This is a genomic window from Kitasatospora sp. MAA19 (assembly GCF_029894125.1).
Taxonomy (GTDB): domain Bacteria; phylum Actinomycetota; class Actinomycetes; order Streptomycetales; family Streptomycetaceae; genus Kitasatospora.
Map to the genome: position 1 here is coordinate 1 of NZ_JARXYZ010000064.1, position 18,693 is coordinate 18,693.

Here is an 18,693-nt window from a genome sequence, read left to right on the forward strand (position 1 = left end):
TCCGCTGCCTAATCCGACGGGCTTGGACCCTCTACCGCTGGGACACCCGGCCTCGAAGCCCCCGCATCCGATGACCTACTGGCGGACGCCCTAAGTGGGCCATGGCATTGCACTGGAAGCTGGTCATCGACGCCCATGACGCACCGGCACTCGCGGACTTCTGGGCCGCAGCCCTGGAATAGGCATTGTCACGTTGTTGGGTGCGAGAGTGCCTGAGGGTGTGTCGGGGTGTGGTGGGGCCGGGTTGCAGCTGTGTGTTCAGGCCGTGGTGGGCGGGCTGGCGGCTCCGGTGACGTGATCCCAGATGGTGAAGCGGACGGTCATCTCGGCTCGGTAGCCGGTGGCGGCCATCAGGTGGCGGCGGGGTCGGAAGTGGGGTGAGATGCCGCTGAACGCGGACGGGAACCGTTGGGCGGCGCCGGGTGAGCGGAAGCCCTTCATGGCGCGTTCGCGTTGCCTGGTGGGCTGGTGGGAGTTCTCGGCGCGGTTGTTCAAGCCCTTGTGCGAGCGGTGCTCGGCCGAGGTCATGAGCTCGCGGTGGGCGACGCCGTAGCTCTTGAGCTTGTCCGTGACCAGTACCCGCGGCACACGGCTCCGCTTCTTCATGAGCCTGGCCAGGAACCGCTTGGCGGCTCTCGTGTCCCGCTTCGACTGGACCAGGATGTCCAGGACGTCGCCGTGCTGGTCGACAGCCCGCCACAGGTACCGCCGTTCGCCGTTGATCTTGACGAAGACCTCGTCGCGATGTCATTTGTCACCGGAGCGCGGCCGGCGGCGGCGCAGCCCGTCGGCGTAGGCGTGCCCGAACTTCAGGCATCAGCGGCGGATCGTCTCGTGGGAGACGATGGCACCGCGTTGGAGCATCAGCTCCTCGACCTCGCGGAAGCTGAGCGGGAACCGGAAGTACAGCCACACGCCGTGCGCGATGATCCCCACCGGGTACCGGTGGCCCCTGTACGACGGCGAAGCGCTCTCCACTACAGGCCCTTCCCAGCCACGACCAACCCGAAGATCATCTCACTCACCGATCAACGTGACAGCACCGGCGTCGGTGAGGCAGTGGAGGCCCTCGCGGCCGTAGCGCCACCAGACCGGGCCCATCGGGCCGAGCTCGGCGAGCTTGTCGAGCGAGGCAACCAGGACGGGGACGGCGTCGGCGTAGTCCCGCCACCAGTCATCCGGGTACCGGGTGCGGTGGTGCCGGCCGCGCCAGAACTCGGCGGCCAGGTCGCCGATCGCGGCAGCCCGGTTGTTCAGCGTCGTCGCACTGGCGCCGGTGAGGACCAGCGCCACGGGCGGGTAGCCCTCACGGGTGTGCCCCGGGTAGGCCCGGCGCCACCAGTGGACCATCCGCTCGGAGGCCTCCTCCTCGGCCAGCGCCGGGCCGTTGTCCTTCGCCCTGGTCCGGAACAGCTCGCGGTAGCCGGCGAACTTCGCCGCCACCCAGGCCGGGGCCGTGGTCGAGCGGTCGACCTCGACCATCAGAACGGGCACCCCGATCTCCGGGGCCTGGAGCACCGCGTCCGGGCGCACCTTGCGCCTGCCGCCCGGCAGGGCGAACTGCGGCGCCCCGGAGGCTCCCGCGCCCCGCGCGGTGGAGCCCATCTCGGCTCGGGGGAGCCCGAGGACGTGCCCAGCCGCGTCCAGACCAGCCGTACCTTCCAGCCGCCACGTCTTGTACCGGGCGGCGGTGTTGCCGTCCGAGGCGACCAGGCCGTGGAGGTAGAGGTCGCCCAGCGCCTGGCGCAGCGCCTTGTTCGACGTGGCATGCGGGCGCAGCAGGCGCTGGAGCTGGTCGGCGGTGGCGACCTTGAGAACGCCAATGGCGTCGGCACGCAGGCTCGTGGTCGAGCCGTTCGGGTTGGCGGCGCCGCGCCGGTACGCGGTCCGTCCCTGCCGGGACGGACCGGCCAGTTCGACGGCGGCGGCCTGGTCGTCGTTGTCGTCGGGCGGGGCAGGGCGCTGAGGGGTGCTCACGGACAGGCGGCGGATTTGCCCATCATGGTGGTGAGCGGGCCCGGGACTATGGTGTGCCCGGACCCGCTCACCACCGGGTCAAGCGGCGTGCTGGCCGATGAGAGTGGGCCAGGCGGCGGACGGCGGCCAGGTGCGGTGCGGCATCCGGGTACGCAAGTCCAGCGCGTCGGCGGCCCAACCCTCGGCGGCTTCCAGAGCGGGGCGGGAGATGTGGTCGTGGGCCGGAGCGGCCCAGACCCGGTGGAAGACGGCACGCTTCCACGGCTCGGCCAGGTGCGAGTTGATCCGCCCGGTCACGCCCTGGTCGCCTGCCGCCATACCGAGCCAGACAATCCGGCCCTCGGCGTCGACCACGAGGTAGAGGCCTGGGGCGAACGCCTCGGCAGTGTCCACCAACGACCAGTACGGGTCGCAACTGCTGTAGCTGCCCAAGGCGCGAGCAAGGAGCGGGACCTGCGGACGGAGGAGGACGGGACCCGGCGATGGGGCAACGGCCCGCGGTGTGCGCTGCCCGGGCACGACGTGGCTCACTCGGAGTCCTCCGTCCCGAAGGCGAAGTCCTCGATGCTGCCGGTCGTCAGGGCGGTGTCGGTCGGCCGGTAACGCAACTTGCCCAGGTGCTTCCCGGCCTTCTCTACGATGGGCTCGATCTTGTCGAGCTCGTCCTGCCAGTCCTGGCGCTCGTCGGCGGTCATCTCCCTGCCCGGGCCCACCAGGGAGTGCATCGCCTCGAAGTGCTTGGCCACGGCCAAGGCTGCCTTCTTCGCGTTCTCCACCAGGCCGGTGGTGTCCTTGAGCTTCTCCGCCCACTGCTCACCGAGGGAGAGCCCGGACGACGTGCCCGTCCCGCTGCCCGAGTCGTCGCTCTCCACCGGCCACTGGCTGGTGAACCATTCCGAGTCGGCCGGCTTGGCCGCGTCGGTGGTGACAACGTCACCACCGGACACGCGGCGCAGGCGGCCCGTGGCAGCCCCGGGCCGAGGCGGAGCTGCCCGGCCGGCACGGAGCTGCATCACCTCGGCGAAGGCGTCGATCGCCTCGATGAACAGCCGGACGCCGTCATCGGTGATCCGGGCTGCGGCCAGCTTGGTGGTCACCGCCCGGCGGTCACCGGTCGAGCCGTACGAGCCGAGCAGCACCTTGCCGTTGACCAGCCCGGGAACGGCCAGGTGCGCCAGCTCCATGCGCGCCGTCTCGCGGCCGCCGCTCGGCTCGGCGGACGTCGCCGCGGCGATCAGCTCGGTGACGGAGAGCCCGGTGGTGGCGATGCCCTTGCGGACCACCTTCTGGTGGGGGGTGTCCATCGCGGCCGCCGGCAGGTCCACACCGCCGACAGCCGCGGTGAGCAGCGCGCTGCGGATCTCGGCCCTGTTGGCTGCGTGCTTGGCGGTCAGCTGCGACGGCGACGGCTCGACCAAGACCTTCGTCGTCCTGCGCAGACTGGGGGTGTCGGTGGGGAAGACGACCCGGTCGACCAGGCGCACGAGTGCGGCCACTGCCTCGCGCGGGTCCTCGTGGAGTTCCGCCGCCGCCTTCACGCCGGTGAGGACGGCGTGCTCCGTCACCGTGATCGCGTTGTCGGCGAACGCGCGGTCCGTCAGCTTCCGTCCGGAGGCCATAGCCTGGTTGGTGCCGGAGAAGTCGAGCGGGCCGTGCAGGTGGGTGCGCAGGTTGGTCGATGCCAGGGCCGCGTCGAAGTCCGGGCGGCTCCCCTTGACCGGGGCGTAGCCGACGACGAAGGCCGCGTCGGTTACCGCAACCTGGAGCGCGGAGGCCGCCAGCCGCGCCCAACGGCGCATCTCCCGAGCGTCCTTGGCCTTCTCCTCGTCGTCAGCCGGGATCTCGATGTCATCGGGGTTGATGCCGGAGTGCCTGTTGAGCTGCGCGGTGTAGCGGTCCCGCCAGTCGGCCGGGTTGCGCCAGCGCTGTCCGTGAGGACCCCCCAGAGTCTGCTGGGGCAGGCCGAGGATTCCCGCTGCGGGCTGGAGCCCGAACAGGTCGTGGCGGTGCCGGGTCCGGTTCGATCCGGCCGTGGCACCGGTGGTGTCCCACACCTGGTCACCGACGCGGTAGCGCACGACGTGATAGGTGGCCCGCTCGGACTGGCCGGAGGCCTCGAGATCCGCCTTCAGGTCGTACTTGCGGGCCTTCTCGGCCGCGGCCAGCCTTCCCTCGACGAAAGTCAGGTGGTCGAGCAGCGCCTGCTCGGACTCGAACTCGACCTCCATGATCGCGTGCTGGCCGCCATCCGGATCTTTGACCGGGACCAGACGCGGGGAGGGCACGGTCGTGCTCTGGGCCACGTCGTAGGCGAAGCGGATGTTGAACTGGTTGATCGCGCTGGCCAAGCCGGGCTGCTTGACCCTCAGCTCGTAGAGGGTGCCGTGCTCGGTCTCCACCACGCGCACGGCCGCGTCCTTGAAGCCAGTGACGACGATGCCGCTGGTCTTGTTGCCGGTCGTCGCGATCAAGGGCTTGAGGTTGATGGCCTCGGCGGACAAGCGCTCCAAGGCACTCCGGTCGAGGGTGCACCGGGGATCGAGGATGCCAGCTTCGACGAACTGAGCACGGTACTCAGGCTCGTCGAGGTAAGGGAAGGGGCCCGACGGCCGGTTTGGGCGACGCGGTGACATACCGCACCTCTGCTTTCGTACGCAGGGACAGCAGACGCTTGCCGCCGTCCCCGAACGGATCAGGACGCGGAGTGGGTCCGCCTCCCGCATGTGCAGAGGCCGGTGCCGCCGCCGTACCGCCTCCCCGCCGCTGCGGGGCACTGGGCCGTTGCGACCACCTTGAACAGATCACCATCGCCCGGCCACCGCAGGATCCTCAGGGGAACCGCAGTACTGGCCACCCCGGACCGGCTCGGCCCGTTGGGGTTGGCGCGAGTCACCGACATCGGTGCGCTCCAAACACCATCGTACAGTTAGCTCCTGACAGGTCGTCGATTGTCAAGCATCCGAACTTCTGGTCGGCTCGGCCGGGACAGCCGAGTGGTCCGTCAGAACCGGCTTCGGCGCCCCCTGGGACGGCCGGGGGTCTGCTCGGTACCGCGCAGTGCGAGTGCGGCGGTGCGGGTGCGCTCCAGCCAGCTCGTGACCTGGCGCAGCGTGGCGGGGTCGAGGTGGTGGGTGAGGTCGCGGACGGCCTGGTGGTCGTCGTCGGTCAGCGTGTGGAGGCCAGCGCGGTCGAGGGCGGTGTAGAGAGGCCGGGCGGCGGTGCCCGCGAGGCGGCGGTGGGCCGCGTCGGCGGTCCGGTGGGCCTGGTAGGCGGCTTCGGCGTGACGGTCGGCGATGTCGCGGCGGTGGTGTTCGGCCTGTAGCGCGCGTTGGAGTTCGCTGTCCTGGTCCGGGTCGTAGAGCGGGGCGGCGGTGGCGGCGACGTGGTCGTGGATGCGCTGCCATTCGTCGCGGGCGGTGGCGGCCGGGAGGGCGGCCTTCTCGTCCCCGGTGTCGGCGTAGCGGTCGGCGGTGCGCACGTGGTCCTGGATGACGGCGAGGGACTGGGTGATGGCGCGCAGGCTCGTCCCGGCGGCCCGGCGGCGGACCCGGCGGCGGATGTCGCCGAGGAGCCCGTGCTCCTGGTCGTCGGGCCCGGCCTCGTCGGCCTGGTCGTCGTCGTGGTCGTGGTCTTGGTCTTGGGGGTCGGCGGGGTGCTGGGCCAGGGCTGTGTGCAGCGTCGCCCCGGCCTGCCACGCCTCGTCGTGCACAACGGGCTGCGGGCGGCCGTCCGGGCCCGCGCCGAGGACGATCCGGCCGTCGACCAGGGCCACCCAGCCGTCCAGGCCGTCGACGTCGCGCTCCGTCCAGCCGCAGGCCAGTCCGGCGCCGCGGTGGAGGGTGCGGATGCCATCGTGGCCGGACCAGCGCAGCCACACCGAACCGCGCACCAGCGGGGAGTCGAGGACCGGGCGGCCCAGGTCCCGGCCGGCGGGCACGGGACGGCTGCTGCACGAGGCCAGCTCCAGCCGCCCGGGGGCGGCGGCAGGGTCCGGGTCGGGGCGGGTGGTGTCGGTCATCGCGCGGTACCTCCGGAGTCGGGAATGAGGTGCGGGCGGCCGTCCCGGCCCGCGGTTGGCCGAGACGGCGGTTGCACAGGGCGGAGCGGTCAGCCGGCCGCGAGATAGGCGCTGGCCACCTCGTCCAGGTGGCGCGCGGCCTCGTCGGCCCGGGTACGGTCCGCCGGGTCGCACTGCCCGTGCGCGCCGTCGATGGCGGTGTCGAGGTCGGCGGCGTAGTGCACCAGGGCGTCGTAGATCCGAGCGGTGGTCATCAGGTCCAGCGGCACCTGACCCCGGACCCGCCACAGCCGCACGGTCTCCGCAACGTGGCGCAGCAGGGCGGTGACGTGGGTGACCGGCATCATGAGCTCGCCGTTGTCGTGGCGGTAGAGCACCAGCGGGAACCGCTCGTCGAAGCGGTCTTCGTTCGTGGTGGGCTCCGGGGTGATGTCGGTCATCCTGTGTGCCTCCAGGAGTCGGGAGCGGGGCGGCGAGGTGTTCCGGGGCGGGTCAGCCGGCGACGGTCTCGGCGTGCCGGTCCAGGGCGTCCAGGAGCGCGGCCTGCTGGTCAGTCAGCTTGCCGTCGCTGCGGGCCTTGTCCTGCTTGCGCAGCCAGGCGCCGGGACGGAACGCCGGGTCGTCGCCGAGGCCGGTACGGTTCGCCGGGCCGTCCAAAGTTCCGCCAGCGGCGAGGTAGGCCAGCAGGCGCCGGTACGACCTGTTCCAGTCCGGCTCCAGCCGCCACAGCTCGTCCAGCGCGTCCAGCTTGGCCACCTGGTCCGCGGTGAGGTTGTCGGCCTTGCGCTGGCGGCGCATCCACGCGCCCACCGCGTAGTCGTCCAGCTTCGCCGTGGCGGGGATCGCGAGGTGGCCGTACTGGTGGTGGAACGCTCGCGCGTAGGCGTAGCCGCGTTCCCAGGCGTTGGCGTTCTTCGACCAGATCATGCCGAGCGCGTCCAGCTCCGAGACGCGGGCGGCGTCGAGCAGGCCCTGGCCGTTCAGGTGGCGCTGGCGGGTGAGCCAGGAGATCAGCTCGGCGTGCTTCGTCTTGTCGGTGGGGTCGAGGTGGCCGTGCTCGATGTGGAACCTGGCGGCGACGGCGTGCATGCGCTGCCACTCCACGGCGCGCGGGTTGAAGGCGCGCAGCTTCACGGTCTGGAGGATCCGCGCCGCGTGCTGGCGCGCGTTGATCCGCAGCCACTCGATCGGCGACTCCGCCGGGGCCGGCTGCTGCTCGCCGTCCCCGGGCTCGGCGGCCTCGCCCTCGGTCGGCTTGGCCGCGGTGGTGTGCGCGGTGCTCTGGGAGCGGCTGGCGCGCAGTTCGGTGATCCGGCCGACCACCCGGGCGTCGTGCGCGGCCAGGGCGCGCAGGACCCGCCAGATCGTGCTGAAGGAGCTGGCCTCGATCTCGGCGTCGGCCTCGGCCTTCACGGCTTCCCCGGCGTCGTGGACCTCGGCCGGGTGGGCGGTGGCCGTGTCGTCGCCGACCTCTGGCGTCGGCAGGTAGACCGGGATGATGACCCAGGAGACCTTGCCCTGCTGGTAGGACTGGCGCAGCGCGCGGCCGATGGCCTGGACGATGTCGATGACCGAGGATTTCGGGTCCGCGAAGCAGATGCCGTCCACGGCGGCGACGTCGATGCCCTCGGACAGGAGGCGGGCGTTGGCGAGGATGCCGCACTCCTCGCCGTCCTCACCCGTGTGGGCCTTGAACTCGGCGAACGCGGCGCGGCGGTCACGCAGGCGGTCGGTGCCGGCCACCGCCTTCGCCCAGATCCGCTCCGGGCGCTCCGCGTCGGGCAGCAGCTCGGAGGCGTCCAGCAGGCCGGCGGCGAACGCGCGGGCACCCGCGATCCGCGAGTGGAACGTGATCACGCGGCGCAGCTCCAGGTCCGCGACCGCGCGCAGCACCGCGATCTGGAGGGCGAGGCGCAGCAGGTCCTCGTTGGAGCGCTGGGTGCGCAGGTCGGCGATGGCGGGGAGGTTGAGGAGGTCGCGCAGGTCTTCGTCGGTGACGACGGGGACGAGGACGCGGTAGTCGGCGAGGTAGCCGTGTTCGATGCCCTGGCCGAGGGTCCAGGTGAACACGGTTTTGCCGTAGATGCGTTCGTCGTCCATGGAGCAGATGACGGTGCCTTCGGCGACGTCGACGACCTCGTTGGGGATGCGGGTCTCGTCGACGATGCGCGGGGTGGCGGTGAAGTAGAGCCGGCGCGCGGCGGGGACCTGGTCGTCCGCGTGCACGGCGGCCCACGGCTTGCCGTCGGAGCCGGCGGTGCGGTGGGCCTCGTCGATGACGACCAGGTCCCAGGCGGGCAGGCCGTGCAGCCGGTGGGCCTGGACGATGCGCTCCAGCGAGGCGTAGGTCGCGTAGACGGTGACCGGCTCGCCGGGCTTCTCCGCTTGGACCAGATCCGCGATCCGGGCGGCCTGCGTGGTCACCCGGGCGTGGACCCGGCCGCCGGCCTCCGCGCTCTCCAGCGCCTCCTCCCGCGAACACGCCGCCACCGCGAGTCCCCGGTGCCCGCCCCGCAGCGACCAGGACTCCGCGGTCTGCTCCAGCAGCTCAATCGTCGGCACCAGCACCAGCACCCGGCCCCGCGCGGCCAGGCGCCGGGCGCAGCCCGCGGCGATCAACGTCTTGCCCGAGCCGGTCGCAGCGACCACCGTCGCCCGGCCCCCGTCCTTCACCTCACGCACCGCGGCCGCGACGGCGTCCTTCTGGAACCAGTGCAGCGGCAGCGGGTTGGCCATTTCGAGCGGCTGCGCCGGGAGCGGCGGCCCAGCCTGGGCGCGCAGCCCGGCTGGCACATCCTGCTCGGCGGTGGCGTCGGTGGCGGCGGTGGTGGTCTCCACGGCAGTGCTTCTCCTTCGGCTGCTCTGACGGCGAAGTGATGGAGGGCGGCGGGGTGTCCCGAGGCGGGGTCAGCCGGGGTAGGCGTAGTGGTTGAGGGCGTCGATCAGGCTCTCGACCAAGTCGCCGAACGGTGTGGTCTCCCAGTCACCGTCGAAGCAGTCGTCGGTGAGGAGGATGTCGGCGAGCTCGTCGGTCAGCTCCTGGGCGTCGTCCTCGCCCGGCGGTGCGGCCGGGTCGAGGACCACGCCGCGAGCCTGGGCGGCACGGTGCAGCAGGGCGAGCTTCTCGTCGGAGCCGGTGAACCAGGCGGGACGGTCCGAGTTCGGCGTGTGGGGGCCACGGGCAGGCGTGGTGAGGAGCCGGCGGGCGTTGCCCGGGGAGATGCGGAGGTTCCAGGCGATCTGGCTGATCGTGTGGCCGCTGTCTTCCAGCTCGATGGCTTGGCGGCGCAGCTCTTCGCGCTGAACGGTGCTGCGCTGGTGGGCGCGATTGGTGCTCACTGGTTCTCCTCGGGGATCCAGCCGCGGACTTCGAGGTAGGCGATGTCGGCGTCCTCGGCGGCGCGGCCGGTCTCCACCAGCCATTCCTTCATGGCCTCGGTGACGTCGCCGTGGTGGTCGGCGACGCGCTGGGACCACTCGGCCGCGTCGAAGCCCCCGGTGGAGGCGGAGCCGTAGGTGCGCTCCTCGGTGCCGTCGGAGCGCGGGATGAAGCCGCGGCGGATGCCGCCGGAGTCCTTCTCCGACCCGGCCGAGTAGACGTACTGGTCGGCCTTCATCCGGACGGTGAAGGCGAGGCGGCCACCGGCCTGGCCGGTCTCGTGGACCACGGGCGCGAGGTGGGAGGCGCCGGACTTGATGGCCTGCTTCCCCGCGCGGCCGGCCATGCTGCCGCCCGCCTCGCCCACGACGTCCTTACCGCGCACTCGGGCCTTCTGCCCGGTCTTGGTGCGGCGTCGCTCCACGTTCTCCTGGGCGACGGCGCCGAGTGCCTCGGTGTCTCGCTCGCCGCCGCGCACCGCGCGGACGACCTGGCGCAGCGCGCTGACGAACGCCTTGCCCTTGCCCTTGGTGAAGAACTGGCTGACGAGCGAGGCGTCGCGGCCGAGCATCTTGGCGACCTGGCGCTTGGTGTAGCCCTCGTTCAGCAACTGCTGGGTGAGGCGCGCGGCTTCGTTCGGGTTCTGCGGGTCAGCGGGACTCACCGGTCATCTCCAAGATGCGGGCTCGGACGGGCTGTCAGTTCCACAGGTCGGTCTCGTGAGCCTTGGCGGCTCCGGCGCGGGCGCGGTCGGCGTAGGTGTCGGCGGCGTCCATAGCCCGGCGGGCGCTCTCGCGGGTGACGCCGAGCGCGCGGGACGCTTCCGCCTGGGCGCCCCGGTCGCCGCCGTAGGCCTGGTTGAGGTTGACCGCCCGGAGCCGGGCCAGGAGGCCGATCCGCGTGCGCAGGACGTCCATCTGCCCGCGGATCATCCGGTCGACGGCGGCCGCGTCGCCGTCGACGAGCGCGCGCAGGGCCGTGATCTTGACGGTCTCCAGCTCGGCCAGGACCTCCAAGTCGTCCTCCACCAGCCCGGGGCGCCGGCTGTACTCGATGCTGGTGTCCGGGGAGGCGAGACGGGCCAGCACGTGGACGAGCTGCTCCTCGATCCAGTGCTGGGCCTCGGCGGCCGGCTCGCGGTCCAGGGCCCACTCGTCGGTGTCGAGGTCGCGGTAGGCGTGCCAGATGGTGGCGGCGGCCTCGTCCAGCCACACGGTGTGCAGGTCGGTGTCCATGCACGCGGTCACGGCGGTCAGCTCGACGGCCTGGGCGGCGACATTCTCGGCGACCACCGTGTAGTCGGGCGAGGTGAGACAGGTGACGGACATCGAGCGCTCCTCTGGGTCACGTATCGGCAACTCAAAGTCTGCCCTAGGGCTGACATGATTGTCAACCCTAGGGCAGACGTTCGAGTCACCGCCCAGCGGCCGCCACGTCAGCGGCGAGTTCGGCGCGGCCCAGGCCGCGCAGTTTGAGGTACTGCTCCTGGCTGACCGGGTGCTCCACCGGGCCGGTGAGGTGGCCCTTGAGGAGGTAGTCGCCCGGCTCCCCTCGGTACGGCCACGGCTGGCGCTCGGTCAGGGCGATGCCGTCCGTGCCGAAGTACACGACCGTGCCCGGCTTCGCGTGCAGGGCACCGGCGGAGGCGATGACCTCCTTGCCCTGGCGGTACTTCATGTCCAGCAGCGCCGCCCGTGCCCCCGACCACACGTAGGCCGCCCACTCGGGGTGGGCGTAGGGGTCGCGGGAGAAGCCGGCTTGCCGCTGCCAGGTCACCACCTCGTTGTCCTGGCCGAGGATCTCCACCCCGGCCGGGAGCGCCTCGCCGAGCGGGGTGGTGCCGGAGACCAGGCGCGGGCGCTGGGCGAAACCGCCGAGGCCGAACAGCAGCACCGACCGGACCGCCCGGGAGGCGAGGTACGCGGCGGTGCGCTGCCGCTCGTCGCCGTGCAGCTTCGAGAGGTTGGTCAGGTCCGCCCACGCGGCCTTGAGGCGCTTGCCCCACTCATCCAAGGGCTTGCCGTCCTCGAAGAGCAGGCCGCCGAGGATCTCGACCTTCCACGGCATCAGGTGGTTGGACAGCGCGAGGTGGACCTCCGCGCCACCAGCCCAGGTCGTGAACGTCGCGCCGGGCTCGGACGGGTAGACCCACGCGCGGTCACCGGTGACCGGGGCGGGCAGCAAGCCGACGTGGTTCCACCCGGCCGGGACGGTGACGCGCACGTTCCAGTGCGAGCAGGACATCAGCGCCTTCGTCTGCTCAGCCTCCGTCATCGCGGCGAACGCGCTGGCGGTGATCCGGCGCGGGGTGCCGACCGGCGACTTCCACAGGTGCTTCGCGTAGGCGAACGTGCGGTCGTACTCCACCAGGGCGGGCAGCTGCTCCGGCACGCGGGGCGGCAGGATCAGCTCGGTGCGGCCCTGACCGCCGGTGGCGTGCAGCAGGCCCCGCAGCTCCTCGGACAGGACCGGGTAGCCGCCCGCCCACTTGCCGGTGGTGGGGACGGTGCGCGACCACAGGTCCCGGCCGGTCTGGCTCGGGGAGCCCATCAGGACCGCGTCGTCCCAGTGCCGGCGCAGCGCCTGCCACAGCAGCGTGAACGCCTGGCGGCAGGTGACGACGTCGGCGCCGTCCGGGTCGAACCACTCCCCCATCGAACGGATCTCAGTGGTCCCGCTGTCCGGGGCAGTCGCGGGGGCGTAGCGGCCGACCGGCTGGCGCTGGTGGACGAAGTGCCCGGCCAGCTTGTCCCGGCCCGAGCCCACGGCGGTGGTCCACCGCTCGCTCGGGGTGTTGAGCCACGTGGCGACCGCGTCCTTGAGCGTGGAGTACCGCTCGGCGCCGTCGTGCCACGGGGCGCCGGCGGTGATGTAGATCCGCTCCGTGCCGGGCGCGGTCGCCAGGACGGCGTCCAGGATCTCCCCGGGCGTGCGGGCGCCGAGGTCCAGGCGCACCACGCGGTCGCGGACCGCGAGGTCGCCGGTCGCGGCGTCCAGGAACACCGTGCTGCGGGCCTGCTGGGTGAAGTTCGGGCGCTTGGATACCAGGCCCGTGGTCACCGCCTCGAACCGCGCGCCCGCCGGGCCCTCCGGGAGGGTCGGCAGCTCGCGCGGACCGGCCTCGACCACCGGACGCGGCGCGGCAGCGACCGGAGCGACCGTAACCGCCGGGACGACCGGCGCAGCGACGGGGGCGGCCTGCTCGGCGACGGCGGCCTGGTCCTCGACCTCGGTCGGCGCCTCGACGGCCGGGACCTGCTGCTCGAGTACGGGAGCCGGGCGGGTCAGCGCCGGGGCGACTGCGACGGCGGGCTCGGCGACCGGCGCGGCCTCGGCCACGGGCGCCGGGGCGGGCGCAGCGTCGGCGGCCTGGTCGTCGGCCTTGGCGGCGCGGACGGCGGCCGGGGTCGGGTCCAGCAGCGGGGCGATCCGCACGACGTCGCCGACCGACAGCCCGGAGGCCTTCGCGATGGCCGGCGCCTGGGCGCCCTCGTACCCCGCGAGCCCGGCAACCCGGCGCGCACGCTGGGCGGTGAGCTTGTCCAGCTCCTTCTGCGCGGCCGCGACCGTCTTCTCGGCGGCCGTGATCTCGGTGCGCAGCTCGCGCAGGCCGGCGAGCTCGGCGGTGTACGTCTTACGGTCCATCAGCGGGTCACTCCCCCTCGTCGGCGGTGGTGTCGATGGTCGGGCTGGTGGTGACGTAGGCGATCGGGCCACCGGAAACCGACGGCAGGCGGGTACCGAGCAGCAGGCCCGCCAGGCGGGCGTCCTCGGGGTCGGCGGGAGCGGTGACGCCGTCGGACATCGGGCGTTGCTCCTCAGTGTCCGTTGGGTCGGGTCGGGTCGATCCGGGGGTCGCCGAACAGGGCGTCGAAGACCGGCGCGGTGACGCAGGCGATCAGGCCCTGCTCGGCGTGGCGCAGGGTGTAGCCGGCACTGCGCCCGAGGTCGGCCACCGCGATCGGGACCTGGGCGCGGTAGTAGAAGGTCAGCTCCCGGCCGGCGAACTCGGCGGGCTCCGCCTCCGTCGGCGCGGGGTTGAACGGCAGGGTGAACGAGGGCAGGCCGACCACGTCCGGCTCGGCGGCCAGATGGAGAACGCCGTCGTCGGTGGTGCGGAAGGCGACGACCAGGTCCACGCCGCCGCTGCGGCGATCCCTCGGCAGCCCGTGGCCCTCCAGGACCCGGCCGAGCTGCGAGGGGGCCATCGCGGCCGCAATGCCCAGAGCGCGCCGGTTTGAGTAGCCGCTGGTGGCGTCCGCCCGGGACATCGCCAACTCCTTCACCACGTTCAGATGCTGGGTGACACGGCTGATCCGGGCGACCAGGGCGGTGAGCTCGTCGAAGCCGGAGGCCTGCGGCGGCTCCACCAGCCTCTCTTCCTGCAGTGCCGCAAGCAGCGCCCGCCCCAGGTCATCGGGCACCTCCACGCGCTCGCCGCCGATGCTGATCCTCACGATTCAACCACCAAACAGTACGACATAACCAAATGCTACACCCGTCTTCTTTGGGAGTCCAAAGGAAAGGGGCGCGCGGCAGTGCCGAGCGCCCCTCGCTGGTTCGGGTCGGACTGCCTGCGGGTCGGCCCGCCGGTCGCGCCAGTGCGCGAACAGCTCCAGCCAGTGATGCCGGGCCCGGCTCGGTACCGCCCACCTCGCGTCCGGCAGGTCACCGGCAAGGTCCTCCAGCACGATCCGCACCGCCAGGTCCAGCCAGCCGGCCATGTAGCCGTAGCGCAGCAACCAGCGCTATCTGGGGTCGGCTTTGGACATTGGCAGGTCAGCGGCCCTTTGGCTGGATAAGCCACATTAGGCACGTACCGGGAGCGCAGCGGTGCAGCCCGATACCCAACCGGGGGTGAACACACCGTCGGCACGGCGACGGGGTGAAGGTTCGTTCAGCCCTGAACGGACCTTCAGCCGCCACGGCCTTGCGCCGATCGTTCATGGCGAACGAACTTTCGTATACGAGATCGGGTAGGAGACGGGTGTGAGCACGTTCCCGTACGGCTTCGACGCGGCGAAGCTGCGGGCCGCCCGCACCGCCGCCGGCGCCTCGGTTGCCCGGATCGCCCGCGAGGTCGGCGTGACCAAGCGGGCGGTGAGCCTCTACCTCGCCGGTAGCCGGGTTCCCCGGCCGGAGCTGTTGCCCGGGTTGGCGAAGGCGGTCGGCGTTGCCCCGGCGGACCTGTGCACCATCGAGCAGGAGCGCCTGGTCCACCTGCGGGTTTTCGCCGGCCGCAGCCGCGCCGAGATGGCCCGGGCGCTCGGCATCGCTGGGGAGACCTACCGACAGCTGGAGACCACCGGGCGCCGTGGCACCCGCGCCCACTACGACCGCGCGCGGGACGAGTGGATCGCCTGGGACGACTGGGCCGCGCCAGCCTTCGGCACCACCCCCGAGCGGCTGCTGGCCGCCCTCCGCCGCACCGAGGAGTACTGGCCGATGCTGCGCGAGCAGCGGTGGCAGCGAATCCGCGCGGCCGACCCGCAGTGGGCCGCAAAGGTGGAGCGGATGCTCAAGCGAGCTCCCCGCCGTCCAGGAAGGCGGTCGGGTCCGCGTCAGTCGCGCTGACGCTCGGCGCTGTGCCGGCCATGCGGCTCCGCTGTCAGGGGCCGGCTCAGCAGCACGGGCACCGCCAGGTCGACGAACGCTCGGTCCCGCTCCGCCCACCCATGCACGGGCAGCCTGAGCAGCCGATCCGGCGCTTCACCTCAACGGCGGGCTGCTCGGGCACGTCGTCGTTCTTCCCCATTCCCCCGTGACTACCTTGAAGGTCCCGACCGCGCTCACCTGCGCAACGGAAGGCAGGCAGTCGTTCACGGCATGTCCGCGGACAACTTTCCGCTCGGGCGGCTCGCTTCTCAGGCTTCATGCAGGCTCCATGCCCATTGAACTCCAGAAGATTCACCCGGAGAATGGCACTGACTAATAGGTTCGTATCCGGCCTACCTGGGATCGGTGGCCTTCGACTAGGGCTGCTACGTCCACGGGCGGCTGGGCTGAGCGTCCCGTGGAGGCGAGATGCCCGCGAAGACGATCGAGAGTCCGTTCCCCAAGCAGTTCACCGATCGCCAGTGGGTGCGGTACGTGCGCCAGGGGCGTGACCTCGTCGAGGAAGGCAGCAGCATCCAGTTCCGGCTCGGTGACCTGACCCTAAAAATGATCCCCGCCCTTGGCCGGGAGGCCGGCAACCGCGGCGTTTTCATGGTGCTGGATCGCTTCGCAGACGAGATCGGCATCAACGTCCACACCTTGATCGAGTACCGGCACCAATCGACGGCGTGGCCGCCGGACAAGCGCGCGCCCGGCGTGTCGTGGTCGATCCACCGGTCGCTCGACGCTGTTGAAGACCGCTTCGATGTGATCCACAACCCGCCTGACGGAGAGCGTTGGACCGAGGACAAGGCGCTCCGATTCGCTGGCCGACTGCCGAACAGACCGCTGACGAAGACGGAGAAGCTGGACCGGGTTCGCACGTTGCTGAACCAGGACGAGTACGCCGCCGAGGCAGTCTCCGAGATGCTGAAGCGCCCGAACGTGGCCCATCAGGTGATGGCGAACCGCGAGACCCAGCGGATCGTCTACCGAGCCCATCATGAACAGCGTCTCCAGGCCGCCCAGGCCCGTTTCACTGCAGCCCACGAGCACGAGCAGGAGGAGGAAGTCGAGGAGCCCGTGCGCGAGGTGCGCCGTCGTGAACCGGCGGTGGACTACACCCGGGCCTCCGCCGAGGTGCTTGAGCTGATCGGCATGGGCACCACGTTCCTGGTCGAGATGCAGAGACTGATCCCTAACCTGCACATAGCAGAGTTCACCGACCGAGAGGTCCGGGCCATCCTGGACAACCACCGGCGCATCCGCGCCGCCCTCGACTGGTGCGACACAGTCGTAACCACCGGCGAGAAGTCCATGGACGATGAACTGGCAAGGATCCTCGGCGAAGGCGATGACCTTGAATGACCCCCCGTCGCACCCTAGCCGCGGACCCGGCGCCCGGCCGGCCGCACCGCACACCCCCCGTATCCAGCCAGCACCTTGCCGAGCTCACCTGGCGCATCCTTGAGCGAGCCGGCGAGGACGCACTGGTCTCCAAGGAGACGATCACCACCGAAATCCACGCCACCGACAGCCAGTTCTCACGGCTGAAGGCCTACATACGCGATCACGTCACCCTGGAGAAGGGACTAGCGTTCCTCGCCTTCCGAGGCGGCTACATGATCACTACCGATCCCGCAAAGATCGCCGAGAGCGTGGGCTGGCGCCTGCACTGCATCAACACCGAACTGCGCCGGCTCCTGTCTGGATGGATCAACCCGCTCGGTGACCAGGTCGCCAACTATGACGTGCTGGCGATGTACCAGGACGAGATCGGGCACATGCTCCGCTTGGAGGAGCGCATGCGCAAAGCCGCCCTGGCGCTGCCGAAGCCCGTCAAAGGCGCTGGCAGGAGGCGGCGACGCGCTGGAACCACAGCGACTCAAACCTGATTATTACGACGTCGCCGTGATCACATGTCCCAGTCGGCAGCGCCTGGTCCCGCCAGTGCACGCAAGCTGTTGCGCGCCCTGACGGAGCTGGATGCCGCCCCGGTACCGGATCCGAAGCAACGCCCCCGTGGAGCACAACCACGCGACGCACCGCTTCTCCTCGGGGTCCTGCTGGCCAAGGCCGAGCTCGACGCCGCCCAGCTGGCGGACCCCGACCAGGATCCGCCCGAGGGGCTAAGCGACCTCCTCGCTGGATACCAGGGGCTGGTCAGCTCTTCAGAAAGTCGCGAGATTGAGCTCAAGCTCCTTACGCTCCGGTTGGTCCGAACCGCCACCGAACTCACTCTCATCGAAGACGACGATCCACTGATCGATGCCGCATGCAACGGAGCGCTCGCCGCTGGCAACCTGATCAACTGCTACCGACTCCGCCGGCACACACGCGCCAACTCACGCGCGGCGCGGCAGGCTCTTGACTCCGCCAATCAGTTCACGCACGACCTGACCCGCGCCATGGCCAAGTCCCGCTCCTTTGCAACACCGCGGCGCAAGTCGTCCGGCTAAGGCTCACACGCCCTGGCAAGGTCGAAGTCCTCGTTGTGGTGGTGAAGCAGAACATGCGGCGGGCGACCCGCTGTTGTCGATGCTCCTGACCGCGAGGGCGACACAGAGCTTTGGCTCCACCAGGATGTCGCACATAGGTCAGCCGGCCCTGCCTGCGTACCCAGTTGTCTGCCGGCGAGGGTTCAACGAGCGGTACACACTGCGGGCACGGACACCCACCCGGGTGTCCGTGCCCGGGTTGATTCATCCGTCGCCGAGGGCTAGCGGGCGTGGCGACGCACGAGGACCTTGAGGACCTCTCGGGCGTCGCGGCGGCGGTCGGCACTGCGGGCAGCGACGGTGGTGACGGCTGCGATCGGCACGGCGCCGATCGCCGTAGGCCACCACGGCGCGGCGGTCGAGATGGTGGCGGGCTCGGGCACAGACAGGTACACGTGCGCCTCGGTCGATTCGACAGATGCGGCGACGCCGACATCATGCAGGGCGCCGGAGGGAGAAGCCGAATCGTTTTGTCCGGCACCGGGCCTCGGCCAGGGCACGCAGCCGCAGCACCTGGGCAGCAACTGGCAGCCGTCCAGTCGGCCGTTGCACACCCGGCACAGAGCCCCTCTCACCTCGCTGAGGTACTGACCCTCGGCGTCAACCTTGGACGGTTGACGCGCCGCTGTTCAGGTGAACAGCCGCTTGAATAGCCGTCACCCGACACCCGGGGCCGGTACAGCTTGACCATGATCACCACTACCGCGTGGCGCCGCGCCACCACCGTCCTCGCGACGCTCGTCCTGACCGCCTTGCCCGCCGCAGGCCCCGCCTTTGCTAACACCACCGCCCCCGCCGCGGCCACGGCGACGGCGACGGCCACGCACCGCGCGCTGCCCGAGCCCCCGCCCGTCGATGTGGCACGCGGGGAGCTGGCCGGCCTGACCGTGGCCGAGTCGCACTCAATGGAGGGCTACAGCCGTACCAAGTTCCCTCACTGGATCAAGCAGTACGGGGAGTGCGACACCCGCGAGGTCGTCCTCCAGCGTGACGGCCAGGACGTCGTCCAGAACGAGAAGTGCCAGGCCGTTTCGGGCACTTGGGTGAGCCCGTACGACGACAAGACCTTCACCAACTCAAAGGATCTTGACGTCGACCACGTCGTGCCACTTGCGAACGCTTGGCGCAGTAAGAGGACGTTAAGTCCCTTTACTCATGGTTGGGGATCGCTCGTTCGTGTGATCGTTCGATGAACTGACGTGCTGGCCGGGGGGTGGGTGATGTTG

At 71.0% G+C, this 18,693-nt stretch carries 17 protein-coding genes and 3 pseudogenes; 6 read left to right on the forward strand and 14 right to left on the reverse strand.

Going from position 1 to position 18,693, the window contains the following annotated elements; translation table 11 throughout:
• Positions 1-101: 101 nt before the first annotated feature.
• Positions 102-176: pseudogene (locus tag P3T27_RS41140) on the forward strand (glyoxalase/bleomycin resistance/dioxygenase family protein); the annotation flags it as partial.
• A gap of 82 nt (positions 177-258) precedes the next feature.
• On the opposite strand, the pseudogene P3T27_RS40245 reads toward P3T27_RS41140, so the two are convergent.
• The 13 genes and pseudogenes from P3T27_RS40245 to P3T27_RS40305 form a co-directional block, all read right to left on the reverse strand.
• Positions 259-978, reverse strand: a pseudogene (locus P3T27_RS40245) (IS6 family transposase).
• Between the two features lie 39 nt (positions 979-1,017).
• Entirely contained in the window at positions 1,018-1,977 is a 960-nt protein-coding gene (locus P3T27_RS40250) for a replication-relaxation family protein (RefSeq protein ID WP_280686341.1), read from the reverse strand.
• Between the two features lie 78 nt (positions 1,978-2,055).
• Positions 2,056-2,409 (reverse strand): hypothetical protein, encoded by a 354-nt coding sequence (locus P3T27_RS40255; protein ID WP_280686342.1) that lies wholly within the window; start codon positions 2,407-2,409, stop codon positions 2,056-2,058.
• Between the two features lie 95 nt (positions 2,410-2,504).
• Positions 2,505-4,487: a hypothetical protein gene (locus P3T27_RS40260; protein WP_280686343.1), complete on the reverse strand. Its 1,983-nt coding sequence runs from the start codon at positions 4,485-4,487 to the stop codon at positions 2,505-2,507.
• Positions 4,488-4,978: 491 nt separating this feature from the next.
• On the reverse strand, positions 4,979-5,995 hold the full coding sequence (locus P3T27_RS40265) for a hypothetical protein (RefSeq protein WP_280686344.1): 1,017 nt from the start codon (positions 5,993-5,995) through the stop codon (positions 4,979-4,981).
• A gap of 89 nt (positions 5,996-6,084) precedes the next feature.
• Positions 6,085-6,435, reverse strand: a complete 351-nt coding sequence (locus P3T27_RS40270) for a hypothetical protein (protein ID WP_280686345.1) — start codon at positions 6,433-6,435, stop codon at positions 6,085-6,087.
• A 52-nt stretch (positions 6,436-6,487) separates the two neighbouring features.
• On the reverse strand, positions 6,488-8,833 hold the full coding sequence (locus P3T27_RS40275; protein WP_280686346.1) for a DEAD/DEAH box helicase: 2,346 nt from the start codon (positions 8,831-8,833) through the stop codon (positions 6,488-6,490).
• Positions 8,834-8,902: 69 nt separating this feature from the next.
• Positions 8,903-9,334 carry a hypothetical protein gene (locus P3T27_RS40280; protein ID WP_280686347.1) on the reverse strand — a complete coding sequence of 144 codons (432 nt, stop codon included), beginning with the start codon at positions 9,332-9,334 and terminating at the stop codon, positions 8,903-8,905.
• Positions 9,331-10,038 (reverse strand): helix-turn-helix domain containing protein, encoded by a 708-nt coding sequence (locus tag P3T27_RS40285; RefSeq protein WP_280686348.1) that lies wholly within the window; start codon positions 10,036-10,038, stop codon positions 9,331-9,333. The genes P3T27_RS40280 and P3T27_RS40285 overlap by 4 nt, the downstream gene beginning before the upstream one ends.
• Before the next feature lie 34 nt (positions 10,039-10,072).
• Positions 10,073-10,702, reverse strand: a complete 630-nt coding sequence (locus P3T27_RS40290) for a hypothetical protein (protein ID WP_280686349.1) — start codon at positions 10,700-10,702, stop codon at positions 10,073-10,075.
• Positions 10,703-10,787: 85 nt separating this feature from the next.
• On the reverse strand, positions 10,788-13,019 hold the full coding sequence (locus tag P3T27_RS40295; RefSeq protein WP_280686350.1) for a hypothetical protein: 2,232 nt from the start codon (positions 13,017-13,019) through the stop codon (positions 10,788-10,790).
• 7 nt (positions 13,020-13,026) lie between these two features.
• Positions 13,027-13,179 carry a hypothetical protein gene (locus P3T27_RS40300; protein WP_280686351.1) on the reverse strand — a complete coding sequence of 51 codons (153 nt, stop codon included), beginning with the start codon at positions 13,177-13,179 and terminating at the stop codon, positions 13,027-13,029.
• A 13-nt stretch (positions 13,180-13,192) separates the two neighbouring features.
• Positions 13,193-13,831, reverse strand: a complete 639-nt coding sequence (locus P3T27_RS40305) for a hypothetical protein (protein ID WP_280686352.1) — start codon at positions 13,829-13,831, stop codon at positions 13,193-13,195.
• A 532-nt stretch (positions 13,832-14,363) separates the two neighbouring features.
• Between P3T27_RS40305 and P3T27_RS40310 the strand changes: the two genes are divergently transcribed.
• From P3T27_RS40310 to P3T27_RS40325, 4 genes are all read left to right on the forward strand, one after another.
• Entirely contained in the window at positions 14,364-14,948 is a 585-nt protein-coding gene (locus P3T27_RS40310) for a helix-turn-helix transcriptional regulator (protein WP_280686353.1), read from the forward strand.
• Between the two features lie 450 nt (positions 14,949-15,398).
• A complete protein-coding gene (locus P3T27_RS40315; protein ID WP_280686354.1) occupies positions 15,399-16,337 on the forward strand; it encodes a DUF6192 family protein in 939 nt (312 codons plus the stop codon).
• Positions 16,334-16,864 carry a hypothetical protein gene (locus P3T27_RS40320; RefSeq protein ID WP_280686355.1) on the forward strand — a complete coding sequence of 177 codons (531 nt, stop codon included), beginning with the start codon at positions 16,334-16,336 and terminating at the stop codon, positions 16,862-16,864. Before P3T27_RS40315 ends, P3T27_RS40320 begins: the two co-directional genes overlap by 4 nt.
• Positions 16,865-16,888: 24 nt before the next feature.
• The gene (locus P3T27_RS40325; RefSeq protein ID WP_280686356.1) at positions 16,889-17,428 is read left to right on the forward strand and encodes a hypothetical protein; all 540 of its coding nucleotides are present in this window, start codon (positions 16,889-16,891) and stop codon (positions 17,426-17,428) included.
• Positions 17,429-17,688: 260 nt separating this feature from the next.
• On the opposite strand, the gene P3T27_RS40330 is transcribed toward P3T27_RS40325, so the two are convergent.
• Positions 17,689-17,862: a hypothetical protein gene (locus P3T27_RS40330; RefSeq protein WP_280686357.1), complete on the reverse strand. Its 174-nt coding sequence runs from the start codon at positions 17,860-17,862 to the stop codon at positions 17,689-17,691.
• 294 nt (positions 17,863-18,156) lie between these two features.
• Between P3T27_RS40330 and P3T27_RS40335 the strand changes: the two are divergent.
• Positions 18,157-18,597 (forward strand): annotated as a pseudogene (locus P3T27_RS40335) (HNH endonuclease); the annotation flags it as partial.
• Positions 18,598-18,693 lie beyond the last annotated feature (96 nt).